Source organism: Methylobacterium oryzae (assembly GCF_021398735.1).
In the GTDB taxonomy this organism is placed as follows: domain Bacteria; phylum Pseudomonadota; class Alphaproteobacteria; order Rhizobiales; family Beijerinckiaceae; genus Methylobacterium.
In genome coordinates, this window is record NZ_CP090349.1 from 3,280,533 (window position 1) to 3,297,500 (window position 16,968).

The window sequence follows — 16,968 nt, forward strand, 5'->3', positions numbered from 1 at the left end:
CGGCGCCACGATGCCCGGTGTCGCGCTGCCCTGGGTCACTTCGCTGCGCTCGTGATGACGGAGCGGGTCACCGCAACCGAAGGCTTCAACCGGAACCCTTTGAGGAGACCCGCATGACCGCGACCTCCACGCCCGCCTCGAATCTCCCCGCCGGCGCGATCCGGCACGGCTCCAGCATCGGCCAGCCGCTGACCCGGCGCGACGGCCCGCTCAAGGTGACGGGCCAGGCCCGCTTCTCCGCCGACAACCTGCCGCCCGGAACCCTCCACGCGGCGCTCTGCGTCGCCCGGATCGCCCGCGGACGCGTCACCGGCCTCGACGTGGCCGCCGCGGAGGCGCATCCCGGCGTCGTCGCGGTGATGCGGCCGGGGCACGCCCCGACGCTCGCCAAGGACCCGGACGCCAAGGACGGGCCGTTCACGTTCCGCCTCGACCTCCTGCAGAACGACCGCGTCCGCTACGCCAACCAGCCCATCGCCGTGGTGATCGCCGAGACCCTGGAGGCGGCCACCGAGGGCGCCCGGCTGCTCGCCCCGACCTACGCGGCCGAGACGCCGCGGATCGGGCTCGATTCCGGCGAGGCCTTCACGCCGGATTCGGTCGGCGTCGGCGCGCCGCCCGTCGAGACGGACGGCGACGTCGAGGCCGGACTCGCGGCCGCGTCCAAGACGATCGCCGCCACCTACGAGACGCCGGCCCAGTATCACAACGCCATGGAGCCCCACGCGGCGGTGGCGAGCTGGGACGGGGACCGGCTGACGCTGTTCATGCCGACCCAGGCGCTCGCCATGTCGCAGGCAAGGCTCGCCGGGCTGTTCGGCATCGGCCCCGACGACATCCACATCGAGAGCCCCTATCTCGGCGGCGGCTTCGGCTCGAAGGGCGTCCCCGCCGGGCCGCAGGTGCTCGCCTGCATGGCGGCGAAGCTCGTCGGCCGGCCGGTGAAACTCGTCCCGACCCGGACCCAGATGTACGGCCCGATGGGCCATCGCGGACCGACCCGGCAGACCCTCCGGCTCGGCGCCGACGCCTCCGGCAAGCTGACGGCCCTCGACCACCACATCCGCACCGCCTCGTCGAGCTTCGACGACTTCTTCGAGCCGGCGGGCCGGGCGACCAGCACCCTGTACGCGAGCCCGGCCATCGCCATCCGGCACGAGGCCGTGCGCCTCGACACCGGCACGCCGCTGTTCATGCGCGCGCCCGGCGAGGCGTCCGGCAGCGTCGCCCTGGAGAGCGCGCTGGACGAGATGGCCCACGAACTCGGCATGGACCCGCTGGAGTTCCGGCTCGCCAACTACGCCGAGGTCGAGCCGATCACCGGCAAGCCGTTCTCCTCGAAGGCCCTGCGGGACTGCTACCGGCGCGGCGCCGAGGCCTTCGGCTGGGTCGGTCGCCCGCTGCAGCCCCGCCAGACCCGCGACCGGGACGGGTTCCTGGTCGGCACCGGCATGGGCACCGCTACCTTCCCGGCGCTGATCTTCGAGGGGATGGCCCGGGCCGAGATCCGCGCCGACGGCACCGGCACGGTGGAGCTCGGGGCGATCGACATGGGCCAGGGCTCGTGGACGGCGCTCGCCCAGATCGCCGCCGACGGCCTCGGGATCGGGATGGACGCCCTCACCTTCCGGATGGGCTCGTCAGACCTGCCGAATGCCGGCATCGCGGGCGGCTCGGGCCACACCGCCACGGCGGGCGGCGCGGTCCACGCGGCGGCCGGCGACGTGATCCGGCAGCTCGCGGAGCTCGCCACCAACGACCCCGCCTCCCCGCTCTACGGCGCCGGCAATGCCGGCGTGACCGCCGCGGGCGGGCGTCTGACCCGGCGCGACGACCCGGGCCGGAGCGAGTCCTTCACCGACATCCTCCGGCGGGCCGGCCGGTCGCGCATCGAGGGCCAGGGCAAGGCCGGCGCCGACCCGGCCGCGCAGGCCTCCTACGCCATGCACGCCCACGGCGCGGTCTTCGCCGAGGTGAAGGTCGATCCCGATCTCGGCCAGATCCGCGTGAGCCGCCTCGTCGGCGCCTTCGCGGCGGGCCGGGTGATCAACCCGCGCCTCGTCCAGAGCCAGTATTACGGCGGGATGATCTGGGGCCTGTCCTTCGCCCTGCACGAGCGGGCCGAGATGGACCCGCGCACCGGCCGCTTCCTCAACGACAACCTCGCCGAGTACCACGTGCCGGTGAACGCCGACGTGCCCGCCATGGAGGCGATCCTGGTCCACGAGGACGACGCGGTGGTGAACAACCTGGGCGTGAAGGGGGTCGGCGAGATCGGCATCACCGGCACGGTGGGCGCCATCGCCAACGCGGTCTGGCACGCCACCGGCGTGCGGGTCCGCGAGATGCCGATCACCCTCGACAAGCTGCTGGGCTGATCCAGCGCTCCGGTCGCGTGGAACCGGTCCCGGGCGCGTCGCGCCGCCCGGGTTTTTTTAGTATGGGGCATGCCACCCGGCGGCCGGCGGCCGCCGCAGCAGCGCGGAGACCGGCATGCCCCTCACCAGCGACATCGGCGGCGTCGTCCCGATCGCGCCGACCCCGTTCCATCCGGACGGCCGGATCGACGAGGTCTCCCTCGACCGGATGACCGACTTCTTCGGGGCGGCCGGCGTCGACGGCCTGACGATCCTCGGCCAGCTCGGCGAGGCCGGCAAGCTCGACCACGCGGAGGGAATCGCCGTGGCGCGGCGCGTCCTCGGGCGCACACGGCTGCCGGTGATCGTCGGGGTCACGGCGCCGGGCTTCGCGGCCATGCGGTCGCTCGCCCGGGAGGTGATGGAGCTGGGCGCGGCCGGGGTGATGATCGCGCCGCCCAACACGCTCCGCACCGACGACCAAGTGGTCGGCTATTTTCGGAATGCCGCCGAGGCCGTGGGCCCGGACGTGCCCTTCGTGCTTCAGGACTATCCCCTCACCTTCTCGGTCCAGATGACCCCCGGCGTGATCCGCCGGATCGTGTCGGAGAACCCCTCCTGCGTGATGCTCAAGCACGAGGACTGGCCGGGACTAGAGAAGATCTCGACGCTGCGCGGCTTCGAGGCGGACGGCTCGATGCGCCACATCTCCATCCTGGTCGGCAACGGCGGCCTGTTCCTCGATTTCGAGACCGAGCGCGGCGCCGACGGGGCCAATACCGGCTACGCCTTCCCGGAGATGCTGGTCGACGTGGTCCGCCTCGGCCGGGCCGGCGAGCGTGATGCCGCCCACGACCTGTTCGACGCCCACCTCCCCTATCTCCGCTACGAGCAGCAGCAGGGCCCGCTGGGGCTCGCGGTCCGCAAATACGTGTTCATGCGCCGGGGGATCTTCTCGTCCGACGCGCAGCGCAAGCCGTCGCAGGCGCTGACCGCGCAGGCGAAGGCCGAGGTCGAGTACCTGCTGGCCCGCCTCGCCCGCACCGACGCGCGGGCCCGGCTCGCGGCCTAGACCGCCCCCGCCGCGCCCTGCCCCGGCCGGAAGGCCGGGGCCCTCGCTCAACCCGCCGCGGCTGCCGGGTTGCGTCCGGCGCGCGACGGCTCACTCGAGCCTGTAGGCGATGACCGAATCGCCCGGCGTGGTTCCGAGCGAGCCGTGCCCGCCCGCTGCGATCACCACGTACTGCCGGCCGTCCCGGCCGCGATAGGTCATCGGGGTGGCCTGGCCGCCGGCCGGCAATGTCGTGGTCCACAGGACCTCGCCGGTCTGCATGTCGTAGCCGCGGATGCGGTCGTCGAGCGTGGCGGCCGTGAACGCGACGCCGCCCGCCGTGGTCAGGGTGCCGCCGTGGGCCAGCATGCCCATCTCCAGGGGAAGCGGGACGGCCAGACCGCCGACCTTCTGCCCCGCGACCGTGCCGTTGCGGCGCTTCCAGGCGACGGTGCCGTCGGCGAGATTCACGCCGACGCGCACGCCCCAGGGCGGCGCGCTGCAGGGGATGCCGAGGGCGGAGCGCATGTGCGCGATCGAGATCGCGTAGCGGCCGCCGAGATTCTCGTTGACCGGGCTCGCCTCGGGATCGGCACCGAGGAGGCGCCTCTCCGGCTCGCCCGGGGGGCGCGGGAGCAGGCGGTAGATGTAGGGCAGGTATTGCGGCGTCGCGATCATCCAGTGATGGACCGGATCGACCGCCACCGACCCCCAGTTGAACACCCCGATATTGCCGGGCCAGACGATCGCGCCCTCCGACGCCTGGGGCGGCGTGAACGGGTTGCCGTCGTAGCGATTCGACCGGAAGGCGAGGCGGCACTGGATCTGGTCGAAGGGCGTGACGCCCCACATGCCGGCCTCCGTCAGCGGCGCCGGCGTGAAGCGGAGGGACGACATCGGCTGGACCGGGGACGGCGTCTCCCCCGGGATGTCGGTCCGGGTCGAGACCGGAACCTCGGAGACCGGTCGGACCGGGGCGCCGGTGCGGCGGTCGAGGACCCAGACGTTGCCGACCTTGGTGGGGATCAGGATCGCCGGCACCGTCCCCTCGCCCTGCGGCAGGGTGAGGAGGACCGGCTGGGACGGGTTATCGCGGTCCCACAGGTCGTGATACGCGGTCCGGAACGCCCAGCGCAGCGCGCCCGTCTCCAGATCCAGCGCCGCCAGGGCGTCGATGAGGGCCTCGTCCGCCTTCGACCGGGCCACGCCCACCTGATCGGGCGCCCGGTTGCCGAACGGCACGTAGACGAGCCCCAGCGCCTCGTCGGCCGAGAACTGCGTCCAGGCCACCGCCGAGTTGGGCTCGTACGACTCGCCGGGCCGCAGCGGCGCGGTCGCGTCGGGCTTGCCGGCGTCGAACTTCCAGACGATCGCGCCGGTGCGTACGTCGAAGGCGCGGATCACGCCCGAGGGGTTGTCCGCGTAGTAGTTGTCGGCGATCGCGCTGCCGAGGACGATGAGGTTCCGGGTCACCAGCGGCGCCGAGGTCTGCTGATAGGCGGCGCGCCGGAGGTTCGGCATCTGCGCCTTCAGGTCGACGAACCCGTCCGCCCCGAAGGTCCTGCACGGGGCGCCGGTCTCGGCGTTCAGCGCGTAGAGGCGGGCGTCGACCGAGGCCGCGATGATCCGGCGCGGGCACTCGGCGATCGCGGCCGCGACGGCGGCGGCCCGGTCGGCGTCGGTCTCGGCGGGTGGCGCGTAGCCGGCCGAGTCGTTGTAGGACACGCCGCGGCAGGTCTGGTGCTGGTACTGGCCGTCCCGCGCCATCTTCGGGTCGAAGGCCCAGACCAGCCGGCCGGTCTCGGGCTCCAGGGCCTGGACGATGTTGTGCGGCGTGCAGAGGTAGAGCAGCCCGTTCACCTTGATCGGCGTGGCCTCGAAGGTGAATTCCTTCGGATCCGCCCGGCTGTCGCCGCGCAGGTCGCCGGTATGGTGCTCCCAGGCCACGGCGAGGCCCCGGACATTGGCGGTGCCGATATCCGCCAGAGCCGAGTAGCGCTGGCCGAGATTGGTGCCGCCATAGGCGACCCAGTCGTCGGCCGGATAGGGAACGCCGCTCGGATCGACGGCGGCCGGCCCCGCCCCCGCGACCTTCGGCAGGCTGCCCCGCGTCTCGACCGGGTCGACGAACCAGGACGCGGCGCCCGAGGCCGCGATCAGCAGGACGACGACCCGGAGGGCGAGCGGACCGTTCCCGAGGCCGGGCGTCCAGGGCCGTTCGGGCGCGTCGCACAGGCGCCGCACCACGGAGGGCAGGCAGAGCACGAGCCCGACGAGGAGGAGCAGGCCCCCGCGCGGGATCCATTGCCACTTGTCGAATCCGACCTCGCCGAGCGTCCACACGAAGGCCGCCGCCAGCACCAGGGCGTAGATCCGGAGGCCGTTCTGGCGTCGCCGGACCAGCTCGACGCCGGAGACCAGCACGCCCAAGCCCAGGGCGACGTAGAACCAGGACCCGCCCGCGAGGGCCAGTGTCAGACCGAAGCTCGCGAGGGCGAGGCCAAGCAGCGCGATCGACAGCGCTATCGTTCCGAGTGCCACGGCGGTGGTATCCGCTTCCTGAGCCGGCCGGTCACGGCGGCGCCGGAAGCTGAGCCCCCACGGTGCCGCCGCATGCCCGACGGCTTATCGCCGCCGTAGCTGTCCCAAGGCTGGACAAGGCTGGACAAGGCTGCCGGGCGCCGCCGCTCACGCTCCGGCCCGGTCCTCCGGACGCAGGGTGACCCGGTCGCCGTCGCGCAGCGAGGCCGGCGGGCCCACGACGACGCGCTCGCCGCCGTTCAGACCGTCGCGCAGCTCCAGGAGCGTGCGGGTCTGGCGGAAGATCGTGACGGGGCGCATCCGCACCACGCCGCCCCCGTCCCCGGCCGCCTCGACCACGGCCACGCGGGTCCCGTGCTGGTCGAAGATCAGCGCGTCGTTCGGCACCGTCACGGCGGGCGAGACCCGCGGGATCTCCAGCGTGATCGTGATGTAGAGTCCCGGCCGCAGCGCCCCGTCGGGGTTGGGGATGTCGACCTGCGTGACCAGCGTGCGCGCGGCCGAGAGCAGCGTCGTCGACGAGCGCGAGACCGTGCCGGGGAAGATCCGGCCCGGGATCTGCGCCACCTCGACCGTGGCGGCCAGCCCGTCGCGGACGCCGTCGGCGGCGTAGAGCGGCACGTTCACCGCCATGCGCAGCACGTCGTCCCGGTTCAGCGTGAGGAGCGGTGCCCCCGTATTCGTGTCCGCCGTGACCGCGTCGCCGACGTCGTTGTTGCGGGCCGTCACCACCCCGTCGAAGGGCGCGCGGATCTCCTCGAAGCCGGTCAGGACCTTGAGCCGGGCGACCTGCGCCTCCTGGGCGGCGATGTTGGCCTCCGCGACCTTCACGGCGGCCCTGGCGGCGTCGACGTTGGCGGTCTGCGCCAGCACCCCGGCCTGGGAGGTGTCGGCGTTCTGCCGGGTCTCGACCCCGGTGCCGGCGAGCGTCGAGGTCCGCCGGTTGGTCACGTCGGCGAGGTGGCGGTTGGCCTCGGCCTGATCCACCATCGCCCGCGCCTGGATCAGTGCCGCCTGGAGCTGCAGCACCTGCGACTGGGCCTGGACCAGCTGCTGGTCGAGGTCGGGCGCGCTGATCCGGAACAGCAGGTCGCCCGCCTTCACGTGCGAGCCGATATCGACCTTGCGCTCGACGATGTAGCCGGTCGCCCGCGGGTAGAGGTTCGCGATGTCGAACGCCTGGGTGGTGCCCGTCTGGGTCAGGCTCAGGGTGTCGGAGGCCCGGGCCGCGGCGGCGACCCGCACGGTCGGCGGCTTCGCCTCGGCGGCGGGCGGACTCGCTGCGCGCGACGCGTCCGGCCACAGGCGGTATCCGAGGACGCCGAGGCCCGCCAGCGCCAGCAGGGCGAGCCACCGGCGGCCGCCGCGGGCGGGCGGGACGGTTCCGTCCGTGGCTGAACTGTCCCGGTCCGCCATCCTCGCCCTCGGGTCGCGCCGCGCCTGAACCGCCGCCTCGGCGCCCGGCCGGGACGCGTGCGGTGCCGTATTCAATGCGCCGTCTTCAATGCATAGACCGCGCGCGGGCTCCGGGCGAGATGCCGCAGCGCACAGCCCGGCCCGCCCGCGGATCCTCCGAGCACGCGACCGGTTTCCCTGCCACCGACTCAGGGACCGATCCACGATGACCGAGATCTCCAGGCGCGCCGTCATCGCAGCCGCCGGCGGCGCGATGGCGGCATCCTCCGCCGCGGCGCAATCCGCCGGGCCGGCCGCGCCCCGCCCCGAGCGCGGCGGCAAGGGCGCCGACATCCTGGGCCCGCAGAACCGGCCCCGCGCCGCCGAGGAGCCGTTCACCCTGGCGCCGCCCGCCACCGACCACGGCACCATGCCGAACCTGAAATGGTCCTTCGCGGACAGCCACATGCGGCTGGAGGAGGGCGGCTGGGCGCGCCAGACCACGATCCGCGAGCTGCCGGTCTCCAAGGCCATGGCCGGGGTCAACATGCGGCTCAAGGCCGGCGCGGTCCGCGAGATGCACTGGCACAAGGAATCCGAGTGGGCCTACATGATCAAGGGCAAGGCCCGGATCACCGCGGTCGACCAGGACGGGCGCACCTTCGCGGACGATGTCGGCGCGGGCGACCTCTGGTACTTCCCGGGCGGCATCCCGCACGCCATCCAGGGACTCGCCGCCGACGGGATCGACGGGTGCGAGTTCCTGCTCGTCTTCGACGACGGCGGTTTCTCGGAGGATTCCACCTTCCTGCTCACCGACTGGCTGGCCCACACGCCCCGGGACGTGCTCGCCAAGAATTTCGGCCTGCCCGAGAGCGCCTTCGCCAGGATCCCCGAGAAGGAGCTCTACATCTTCCCCGGCCCGAAACCCGGCCCGCTCGCGGCCGACAGGATGGGCGGCTCCGGGCCGGTGCCGAAGACCTTCAGCCACCGTATGCTGGCACAGGAGCCGGTCCGCACCCGGGGTGGCAGCGTGCGCATCACCGATTCCACGGTGTTCCCGGCGTCCGTGACGATCGCGGCGGCCCTGGTCGAGGTCGAGCCCGGGGGGCTGCGCGAGCTGCACTGGCACCCGAACAGCGACGAGTGGCAGTACTACCTCTCCGGCCAGGGCCGGATGACGGTGTTCGGCTCGGAATCGAAGGCCCGCACCTTCGACTACCGGGCCGGCGACGTCGGCTACGTGCCCTTCGCCATGGGGCACTACATCGAGAATACCGGCGACACGACCCTGACATTCCTGGAGATGTTCAAGAGCTCGCGCTACGCCGACATCTCCCTGACGCAGTGGCTGGCCCTGACTCCGCACCCCCTGGTTCAGGCCCATACCGGGCTGGATCCCGAGCGCCTTGAGGCCCTGCCGGAGACGAAGTCCCCCGTTGTGCCGGGTTGACGCGCCCGGGAACCCGGACCGATCCTGGCGCGTCGACTCGCACAAGCGTTTCCGAAACCCGCTCGACTCTCGCACGGAGGGACCCATGCGTGCCGCGTCCCGCGCGCTCCTCGCCCTGGCGCTCGCCCTCCCGGCGGGCTCCGCCTCGGCGCAGGTGCAGCAGAACGACCCGAATGCCGCCAACGCCTCATTCGCCCTGCAGGGCCAGATCCGGTCGCTCAACCAGCAACGGGTCTCGGACTTCAACACGCTGAACCAGACGTTCCAGCGCAACGTCCAGGCCGATTCCTTCGGGCCCTACCTGCCCTATCGGGGTGTCCGCGGGGATGTGTACCGGGGCCGCCATATCGGTCGCAACGGGATCGTGCGGCGGGGCGGCGGCCTCAACACGAGTGTCTGCACCGGCTGCTGACATCGGCCTCCGCGCCGCCGGGATATCCGCGCAGAGCGGGGAAAGCCCGAAAAAAACCTTTTCCCGCGGGCACGCTTCCCCCAGAAGCTGGGCCCATGGTGGCGTGCGCATGAATATCCTGCTGATCGGCTCCGGCGGCCGCGAGCACGCCCTGGCCTGGCGACTGGCCCAGAGCCCGCTCTGCACCCGCCTGTTCACGGCGCCGGGCAATCCCGGCACGGCCCGCCACGGGACCAACCGGCCGGACCTCAAGGTCACGGACCACGCGGCCGTCGCCGCCTTCTGCGCGGCGGAGGCGATCGGCCTCGTGGTGGTCGGGCCCGAGGCGCCCCTCGTCGCCGGCCTGGTGGACGACCTGAAGGCCGCCGGGATCCGCGCCTTCGGGCCGACCCGCGACGCCGCCCGGCTCGAGGGCTCGAAGGGGTTCACCAAGGATCTCTGCGCCGCCTGCAACATCCCGACCGCCGCCTTCGCGCGCTTCTCCGACCTGGAGCCGGCGCTGGCCTATGTCCGCCAGCAGGGCGCCCCGATCGTCGTGAAGGCCGACGGCCTCGCCGCCGGCAAGGGCGTCACCGTGGCCGAGACCGTCGACCAGGCCGAGGACGCGCTGACCGGCCTCTTCGCCGAGCCCGGCGCCGAGGTCGTGGTCGAGGAGTGCCTGTTCGGCGAGGAGGCGAGTTTCTTCGCCCTGTGCGACGGCACGCGGGCGATCTCCCTCGGCACCGCCCAGGACCATAAGCGGGTCTTCGACGGGGACCGGGGGCCCAATACCGGCGGCATGGGCGCCTATTCCCCGGCCCGGGTGGTCACCCCGGAGATCGAGGCCCGGGTCATGGCCGAGATCATCGCGCCGACGCTTGCCGGCATGCGGGCCCGCGGCTGCCCGTTCACCGGCATCCTGTACGCCGGCCTGATGCTCACCGCCGACGGCCCCAAGCTGATCGAGTACAACACCCGCTTCGGCGACCCCGAGGCGCAGGTGCTGATGCCGCGCCTCGCCTCCGACCTCGTGCCGGCGCTGCTCTCGGCCTGCGAGGGCGACCTCTCCGGCGTGAGCCTGGAATTCGATCCGCACCGGGCGGCCCTCACCGTGGTGATGGCGGCGGCCGGCTATCCGGGCGCCGTGGTCCGGGGCTCGGTGATCCGGGGCGTCGACGCCGCCGAGGGCGACGGGGTTCACGTGTTCCAGGCCGGCACCCGCGCCGAGGGCGGGCAGCTGCTCGCCGATGGCGGCCGGGTCCTGGCGGTGACGGCCCTCGGCGACAGCGTCACGGACGCCAAGGCCCGCGCCTACGCGGCGGTGGCCCGGATCGACTGGCCGGAGGGTTTCTGCCGGCGCGACATCGGGTTCCGCGCGGTGGCGCGGGAGGCGGGAGAGGGCTGAACCCCCGGTCTCGCTCGTGGCGGGTGCCTCCGGGCCCCACCCTGCCCTCCCGGACGAGGCCGGCGTGCCCGGAATGACGGGGTTGTCCGCGTCAAGCCGCCCGCCCCCTACTCCCCCACCGCCGCGCCGGCCGGCCGGCGGTTGTCGTTGGCACCGTAGAGCAGACCTGGCCGCATCCGCTCCGTGCGCGAGGCGTCGTTGCCCGACGACGCGGCCTCCGGCAGGGCGGGCGCCGCGGCCCGGACCGCGATGAGCTCCTGCGCCCCCCAGGGCCTCTGCTCGACGATCGTGTGGCCCATGCCCCTGAGGATGGCCTGGGTGTCCGCCGAGAGCGCGAAGGGCTCGGCGTAGACCGTGTCGGGCAGCCACTGGTGATGGATGCGCGGAGCGTCCACCGCCTCCTGCGGCTCCATGCCGAAATCGAGCACGTTGATCAGCGTCTGCGCGTTGATCGTGATGATCCGCGAGCCCCCCGGCGAGCCCGCCACCAGCGCGACCTTGCCGTCGCGCAGCACGATCGTGGGCGCCATGGAGGAGAGCGGGCGCTTGCCCGGCTGGATCGCGTTCTTCGTCCCCTGCACGAGCCCGAACAGGTTCGGCACCCCGGTCTTGACCGTGAAGTCGTCCATCTCGTCGTTGAGGAAGAACCCCGTGTCGCCGGCGATCACCCCGGCGCCGAAATAGCCGTTGATCGTGTAGGTCAGCGCGACCGCGTTGCCGGCCTTGTCCATCACCGAGATGTGTGTGGTCTCGGGCCGTTCCCGCGGCTCCGGGCCGGGGTCCGGGCGGATCTCCGCCGACGGGGTCGCCCGGTCCGGGCGGATCGAGGCCCGGAGCGTCTCCGCGTAGGCCGGCGACAGCAGCCGGTCGACCGGGTTCTCCACGAAGGCCGGATCGCCGAGCAGCAGGTTGCGGTCCGCGTAGGCGCGCCGCATCGCCTCGACCATCAGGTGTACGGTCCGGGCCGAGTTGAACCCGGCGGCCCGCAGGTCGTAGCCGTCGAGGATGCTGAGGATCTCGCAGAGCGTGGTGCCGCCGGACGAGGGCGGGGGCGCCGACAGGATCGTGGCGCCCCGGTAGCGGCAGGTGAGCGGCTCGGACTGCGTCACCGTGTAGGCGGCGAAGTCGGCCGCCGTCAGCAGGCCGCCGCCCGCCCGGGAGGCCGCCTCCACGGCCTCCGGGATCGCGCCCCTGTAGAACGCGTCCGCACCGCGCTCCGCGATGGCCTGGAGGGTGCGGGCGAGGTCGGCCTGGACCAGCCGGTCCCCGGGCTGCCAGGGGCTGCCGTCCGGGCGCAGGAAGATCCGGGCGACGTTCGCTTGGCCCGCGAACAGCTTCGTGCCGGATTCGAGGATGTCGGTGTCGCCCCGGGTCAGCACGAACCCGTCCCGGGCGAGCGCGATCGCCGGCGCCATCACCCGCGCCAGCGGCAGGGTCCCGTACGCGGTGAGGGCGGTGTTGAGGCCGAGCACCGTCCCGGGCACGCCGGCCGCCTTCCAGCCGCGCAGGCTCGCGCCCTTCACGACGTTGCCGGCAGCGTCGAGATACATGTCCCGGGTGGCGGCCGCCGGGGCGGTCTCGCGGAAATTGATGAAGCGGCTGCGCCCGTCGGCGCTGTGGAGCACCAGGAAGCCGCCGCCGCCGATGTTGCCGCAGCAGGGGTTCACCACCGCCTCGGCGTAAGCGACTGCCACCGCGGCGTCGACGGCGTTGCCGCCGGCCCTCAGGATGTCGGCGCCCACCTGCGAGGCGAGGCGCTGGGACGAGACCACCATCCCGTTCTCGGCCTCGACGGCCGGTCCCGAGGCGGAGCGCGCGGCGGGCGCGCCCAGGGCGAGCAGGGCCGTGAGGAGCAGCGCGCGTGCCGGTGCGATCATCCCTGCCCTCTCCGGTGCGGGTCCTGCGCCGTCATATAGGGGACCGTGCGCTGGAGTCGCTGGACCCGTCCGATCACCGCATCCCGAGGGGCGGCGAAGCCGCCGCGAAGGAGCCTCCGAGGGCTCGCGAGACTTCCGGAGCCCCTCCGAGCCCCTCCGAGCCCCTCCGAGCCCCTCCGAGCCCGCTGCACAGCACCGCAGGATGAGAGGGGCGAAGGGCGGTGAGGGATCGGGCCGATCCGCCTCACTCGGTTTCGCTGGAACGGTTCGGTTGAGGTGCCCCTCTCCGTCATCACGAGCGCAGCGAAGTGACCCAGGGTCGCGCCACGTCAGGAAGCGTGGCGCTGCTGGATTGCTTCGCTCCGCTCGCAAGGACGGCGCCGCCGAAGGCCTCAGCCGTTGCGGAACGTGTAGCTGTAGCCGTTCAGCGCCGGCGCGCCGCCGAGATGGGCGTAGAGCACCTTCGAGCCCTTCGGGAAGAAGCCCTTCTTCACGAGGTCGATCATGCCCTGCATCGACTTCCCCTCGTAGACCGGGTCGGTGATCATCCCCTCGAGCCGGGCCGAGAGGCGGATCGCCTCCACGGTCTCCTTGGAGGGCACGCCGTAGACCGGGTAGGCGTAATCCTCGTTGAGAACCACATCGTCGGCCACGATGTCGCCCGCGCCGACCAGGGCGGCGGTGTTCTGGGCGATGTCGAGGACCTGGGCCTTGGTCTGGGCCGGGGTGCAGGAAGCGTCGATGCCGATGACGTTGCGGGCGCGCCCGTCGGCCGAGAAGCCCACCAGCATGCCGGCATGGGTCGAGCCCGTCACCGTGCAGACCACCACGTAGTCGAAGCGCAGGCCCATCTCGGCCTCCTGCTTGCGCACCTCCTCCGCGAAGCCGACGTAGCCGAGCCCGCCGTACTTGTGCACCGAGGCACCGGCCGGGATCGCGTAGGGCTTGCCGCCCTCGGCCTCGACCTCGGCGAGCGCGCGCTTCCACGAATCGCGGATGCCGATGTCGAACCCGTCATCCACGAGCTGCGTCTGCGCGCCCATGATCCGCGACAGGAGGATGTTGCCGACCCGGTCGTAGACGGCGTCCTCGTGGGGCACCCAGGCCTCCTGGATCAGCCGGCACTTCATCCCGATCTTGGCGGCTACCGCCGCGACCATGCGGGTGTGATTCGACTGCACGCCGCCGATCGACACAAGCGTGTCGGCGCCGCTCTTGATCGCGTCCGGCACGATGTACTCGAGCTTGCGCAGCTTGTTGCCGCCGTAGGCGAGCCCGGAATTGCAATCCTCGCGCTTGGCGTACAACTCGACCTCGCCGCCGAGATGGGCCGTCAGGCGCTTGAGCGGCTCGATCGGCGTCGGGCCGAAGGTCAGGGGATAGCGCTCGAACTTGTCCAGCATCGGGTCTCTCCGGGTCTCGGGGCGCCCCCGGGGCAGCAGCGGTCTCGGTCCGCCCGGGCGCGTCGAAGCGAGGCCTCGGCGACGGCCCGCGCGAGGCCCGGCTCCGTCTTCGAGGCGCGGGGAGAAACTACCCGATCCGGGATGAAAGGTGCTCTCGATCTTCGAGTATGAACAGACCTTGACTTGCGCTGCTGACCGGGCTGGCTACGGAGTATTCCGGATTTCGTGCCGCATCCGAAAGAATCATCCATGTCCGCAGGGCTCGATCGGATCGACCAGAAGATCCTCCGCCTCCTCCAGACGGACGGGCGCATGGCGAATGCCGAGATCGCCGAGCGGGTCGGCACTAGCGCGGCCACCTGCCATCGCCGGATCCAGCGCCTGTTCGCGGACGGGTTCGTGCGGGCGGTCCGGGCGCTGATCGATCCGATGCGGGTCGGGCGCGGCACCCTGGTCTTCGTCGGCGTCGTGCTCGACCGCTCGACGCCCGAGAGTTTCTCGGAGTTCGAGGCCGCCGTGCGCGCGATCCCCGCGCTCCTCGACTGCCACCTCGTGGCCGGAGACTTCGACTACATGCTGAAGATCCGGGTCTCCGACATGGCCGACTTCAACCGCCTCCACAGCGCCACGCTGATCGGCCTGCCGGGGGTGCGCCAGACCCGGACCTTCTTCGTGATGAAGGAGGTGATCGACAACGCGCCGCTCGATCTGTGAGGGCCCCCTACCCCTCCCCGCGCCGCGCCTTGCGCAGCGCCTCCCACCGGTCGAGGCGCTCGGCGAGCCGGGTCTCGTAGCCCCGCTCGGTCGGCTGGTAGAGGTGCTGGCGCCCGAGCGCGTCGGGCCAGTAATCCTGGCCCGAGAAGGCGTCGGGCTCGTCGTGGTCGTAGCGGTAGCCCTCGCCGTAGCCGATCCGCTTCATCAGCTTGGTCGGCGCGTTGAGGATGGTCCGCGGCGGCGGCAGGGAGCCCGCCTCCTTGGCCAGCCGCGTCGCGGCCTTGTAGGCCTCGTAGACGGCGTTCGATTTCGGCGCGCAGGCGAGGTAGATCGCCGCCTGGGCGAGGGCCAACTCGCCCTCGGGGCTGCCGAGGAAGTCGAACGCGTCCTTGGCGGCGTTGGCCACCACCAGCGCCTGCGGGTCGGCGAGCCCGATATCCTCCACCGCCATGCGCACGAGCCGGCGGGCGATGAACAGCCGGTCCTCCCCGGCATCGAGCATCCGGCAGAGATAGTAGAGCGCCGCGTCCGGATCCGAGCCGCGCACGGTCTTGTGGAGCGCCGAGATCAGGTTGTAGTGGCCCTCCTGCGCCTTGTCGTAGATGGGCGCGCGCCGCTGCACGATCGCTTGCAGCGCCTCGGCGTCGAGGGTCTCGCCGGGGCGGGCCGAGCGCCAGACCTCTTCCGCCAGGGTCAGGGCCGCGCGGCCGTCGCCGTCGGCCATGCGGACCAGAACGCCGCGCGCCTCCTCGGTAAGCGGCAGGGCTTGGCCCGTCAGCGCCTCGGCCCGGACCAGCAGGCGCGCGACGGCGCCCGGATCGAGGGCCCGGAACAGCAGCACCCGGGCGCGGGATAGGAGCGCGGCGTTCAGCTCGAAGGACGGGTTCTCCGTCGTCGCGCCCACCAGCGTGACGGTCCCGTCCTCCATCACCGGCAGGAAGGCGTCGAGCTGGGCCCGGTTGAACCGGTGGATCTCGTCGACGAACAGCAGGGTCCCCTGCCCGGTCGCCCGCCGCTTGCGCGCCGCCTCGAACACCTTCCGCAGGTCGGGCACGCCGGAGAAGATCGCCGAGATCTGCTCGAAATGCAGGTCGGTGCCCTGGGCGAGCAGCCGCGCAACCGTGGTCTTGCCGGTGCCGGGCGGCCCCCAGAAGATCAGCGAGCCGAGCGTCCGTCCCCGCAGCAGGCGCGTGAGCGCCCCGCCCTCCCCGGTCAGGTGTTCCTGGCCGACGACCTCGGCGAGGGTCTGCGGGCGCAGCCGGTCCGCCAGCGGGCGGGCGGCCTCGGCGCCGGGGGCGCGGCCGGGATCCGGCGCGGCGGGTGTCTCCGCGGAGGCGAACAGGTCGGACATCCGCGCATCAACACCGGGCGCGGCCGGGGGCGCAAGCCGGGAGCCGGGGCTTGCCCACGGCCACGGGCTCGGCGCCCCGCGACGGGATCAGCCGCCGAACACCGAGGTCAGGATCTCGCCGTTGCGGTTGATCGCGACCTCCCAGGAATTGAGGCTGTTGCGGGTGACCCGGTCGAGGTCCTTGGTGGTCGCCATTGGCACGCCGTTGACCGCCACGATCACGTCGCCCTTCTGTAGCCCGACCCGGGCCGCGATGGAGTTCTCGTCCACCGCCTGCACGGCCACGCCCTCGGCCGGGAAGTCCACCTGCATCTCCTCGGCCACCGCCGGCGAGGTGTTGACGAGGGTCGCGCCGACGAACGGCGAGCGGGTCTTCACCTTGAGCGCGTCCCGGGGACGCGTCTCGGGAGCCGGGGCGAGCTTGACCGGGACCGTCTGACGGGTCGTGCCGCGGAGGATCCCGAACCGGGCGTGGCCCTGCACGCCCTTCAGGGCGAAGCGGTAGCCGAAGGCCTCCGGATCGGCGACCTCCTGGCCGTCGACCGTGAGGATCAGGTCGCCGCGCTTCAGGCCCGCCTCCTCGGCCGGGCTCTTGGGCTGGAGGCTCGCCACCAGCACGCCGGTCGGGTGGTCGAGGCCCATGCTGTCGGCGATGTCGGGCGTCACGCTCTGGATGCGCGCCCCGAGCCAGGGCCGGCGCACGACGTTCGCCCCGTCCCGGGCGGCGTCGACCACCGCCTTGACCATGCCCACCGGGATCGCGAAGCCGATGCCGTGGCTCCCGCCAGACTGCGAGTAGATCGCGGTGTTGATGCCGACCAGTTGGCCGCGCAGGTCCACCAGCGCGCCGCCGGAATTGCCCGGGTTGATCGCCGCGTCGGTCTGGATGAAGTACTGGTAGTCCGCGGAGCCGACCTGCGTGCGCGCCAGCGCCGAGACGATGCCCTGCGTCACCGTCTGGCCGACGCCGAACGGGTTGCCGATCGCCATCACGAAGTCGCCGACCTCCAGGGCGTCGGCATCGCCGAAC

The 16,968-nt window shown here is 72.5% G+C and carries 12 protein-coding genes (1 of these 12 cut by a window edge); 6 read left to right on the forward strand and 6 right to left on the reverse strand.

What is annotated here, in order from left to right; translation table 11 throughout:
- Positions 1-113 precede the first annotated feature (113 nt).
- Positions 114-2,378: a xanthine dehydrogenase family protein molybdopterin-binding subunit gene (locus LXM90_RS15630; protein ID WP_020095537.1), complete on the forward strand. Its 2,265-nt coding sequence runs from the start codon at positions 114-116 to the stop codon at positions 2,376-2,378.
- 115 nt (positions 2,379-2,493) lie between these two features.
- Positions 2,494-3,429: a dihydrodipicolinate synthase family protein gene (locus LXM90_RS15635; protein ID WP_020095538.1), complete on the forward strand. Its 936-nt coding sequence runs from the start codon at positions 2,494-2,496 to the stop codon at positions 3,427-3,429.
- Positions 3,430-3,519: 90 nt separating this feature from the next.
- Here LXM90_RS15635 and LXM90_RS15640 read toward each other — a convergent pair whose 3' ends face one another.
- Together LXM90_RS15640 and LXM90_RS15645 are read right to left on the reverse strand one after the other, a co-directional pair.
- Positions 3,520-5,949 carry a membrane-bound PQQ-dependent dehydrogenase, glucose/quinate/shikimate family gene (locus LXM90_RS15640; RefSeq protein ID WP_020095539.1) on the reverse strand — a complete coding sequence of 810 codons (2,430 nt, stop codon included), beginning with the start codon at positions 5,947-5,949 and terminating at the stop codon, positions 3,520-3,522.
- Between the two features lie 147 nt (positions 5,950-6,096).
- Positions 6,097-7,365, reverse strand: a complete 1,269-nt coding sequence (locus LXM90_RS15645; protein ID WP_020095540.1) for an efflux RND transporter periplasmic adaptor subunit — start codon at positions 7,363-7,365, stop codon at positions 6,097-6,099.
- Between the two features lie 205 nt (positions 7,366-7,570).
- Between LXM90_RS15645 and LXM90_RS15650 the strand changes: the two genes are divergently transcribed.
- The 3 genes from LXM90_RS15650 (at position 7,571) to purD (ending at position 10,593) form a co-directional block, all read left to right on the forward strand.
- Positions 7,571-8,797, forward strand: coding sequence for an oxalate decarboxylase family bicupin (locus LXM90_RS15650; protein ID WP_020095541.1), 1,227 nt, complete (start codon positions 7,571-7,573; stop codon positions 8,795-8,797).
- 85 nt (positions 8,798-8,882) lie between these two features.
- Complete coding sequence (locus tag LXM90_RS15655; protein WP_020095542.1) at positions 8,883-9,209, forward strand: hypothetical protein; 327 nt, start codon at positions 8,883-8,885, stop codon at positions 9,207-9,209.
- A gap of 109 nt (positions 9,210-9,318) precedes the next feature.
- Entirely contained in the window at positions 9,319-10,593 is a 1,275-nt protein-coding gene (gene purD / locus LXM90_RS15660; protein ID WP_020095543.1) for a phosphoribosylamine--glycine ligase, read from the forward strand.
- Between the two features lie 107 nt (positions 10,594-10,700).
- On the opposite strand, the gene ggt is transcribed toward purD, so the two are convergent.
- Complete coding sequence (gene ggt / locus LXM90_RS15665) at positions 10,701-12,470, reverse strand: gamma-glutamyltransferase (RefSeq protein ID WP_020095544.1); 1,770 nt, start codon at positions 12,468-12,470, stop codon at positions 10,701-10,703.
- A 392-nt stretch (positions 12,471-12,862) separates the two neighbouring features.
- Entirely contained in the window at positions 12,863-13,873 is a 1,011-nt protein-coding gene (locus tag LXM90_RS15670; RefSeq protein ID WP_020095545.1) for a 1-aminocyclopropane-1-carboxylate deaminase, read from the reverse strand.
- Between the two features lie 249 nt (positions 13,874-14,122).
- Here LXM90_RS15670 and LXM90_RS15675 point away from each other — a divergent pair, with 249 nt between their 5' ends.
- On the forward strand, positions 14,123-14,587 hold the full coding sequence (locus tag LXM90_RS15675) for an Lrp/AsnC family transcriptional regulator (protein WP_020095546.1): 465 nt from the start codon (positions 14,123-14,125) through the stop codon (positions 14,585-14,587).
- Between the two features lie 7 nt (positions 14,588-14,594).
- Here LXM90_RS15675 and LXM90_RS15680 read toward each other — a convergent pair whose 3' ends face one another.
- Together LXM90_RS15680 and LXM90_RS15685 are read right to left on the reverse strand one after the other, a co-directional pair.
- Positions 14,595-15,938, reverse strand: coding sequence for a replication-associated recombination protein A (locus tag LXM90_RS15680; protein ID WP_020095547.1), 1,344 nt, complete (start codon positions 15,936-15,938; stop codon positions 14,595-14,597).
- 87 nt (positions 15,939-16,025) lie between these two features.
- Positions 16,026-16,968, reverse strand: the 3' portion of a protein-coding gene (locus LXM90_RS15685) for a Do family serine endopeptidase (protein ID WP_020095548.1). It continues 515 nt past the right edge of the window; 943 of the gene's 1,458 nt are visible here — the last part of the coding sequence; its start codon lies beyond the right edge, outside the window; its stop codon occupies positions 16,026-16,028.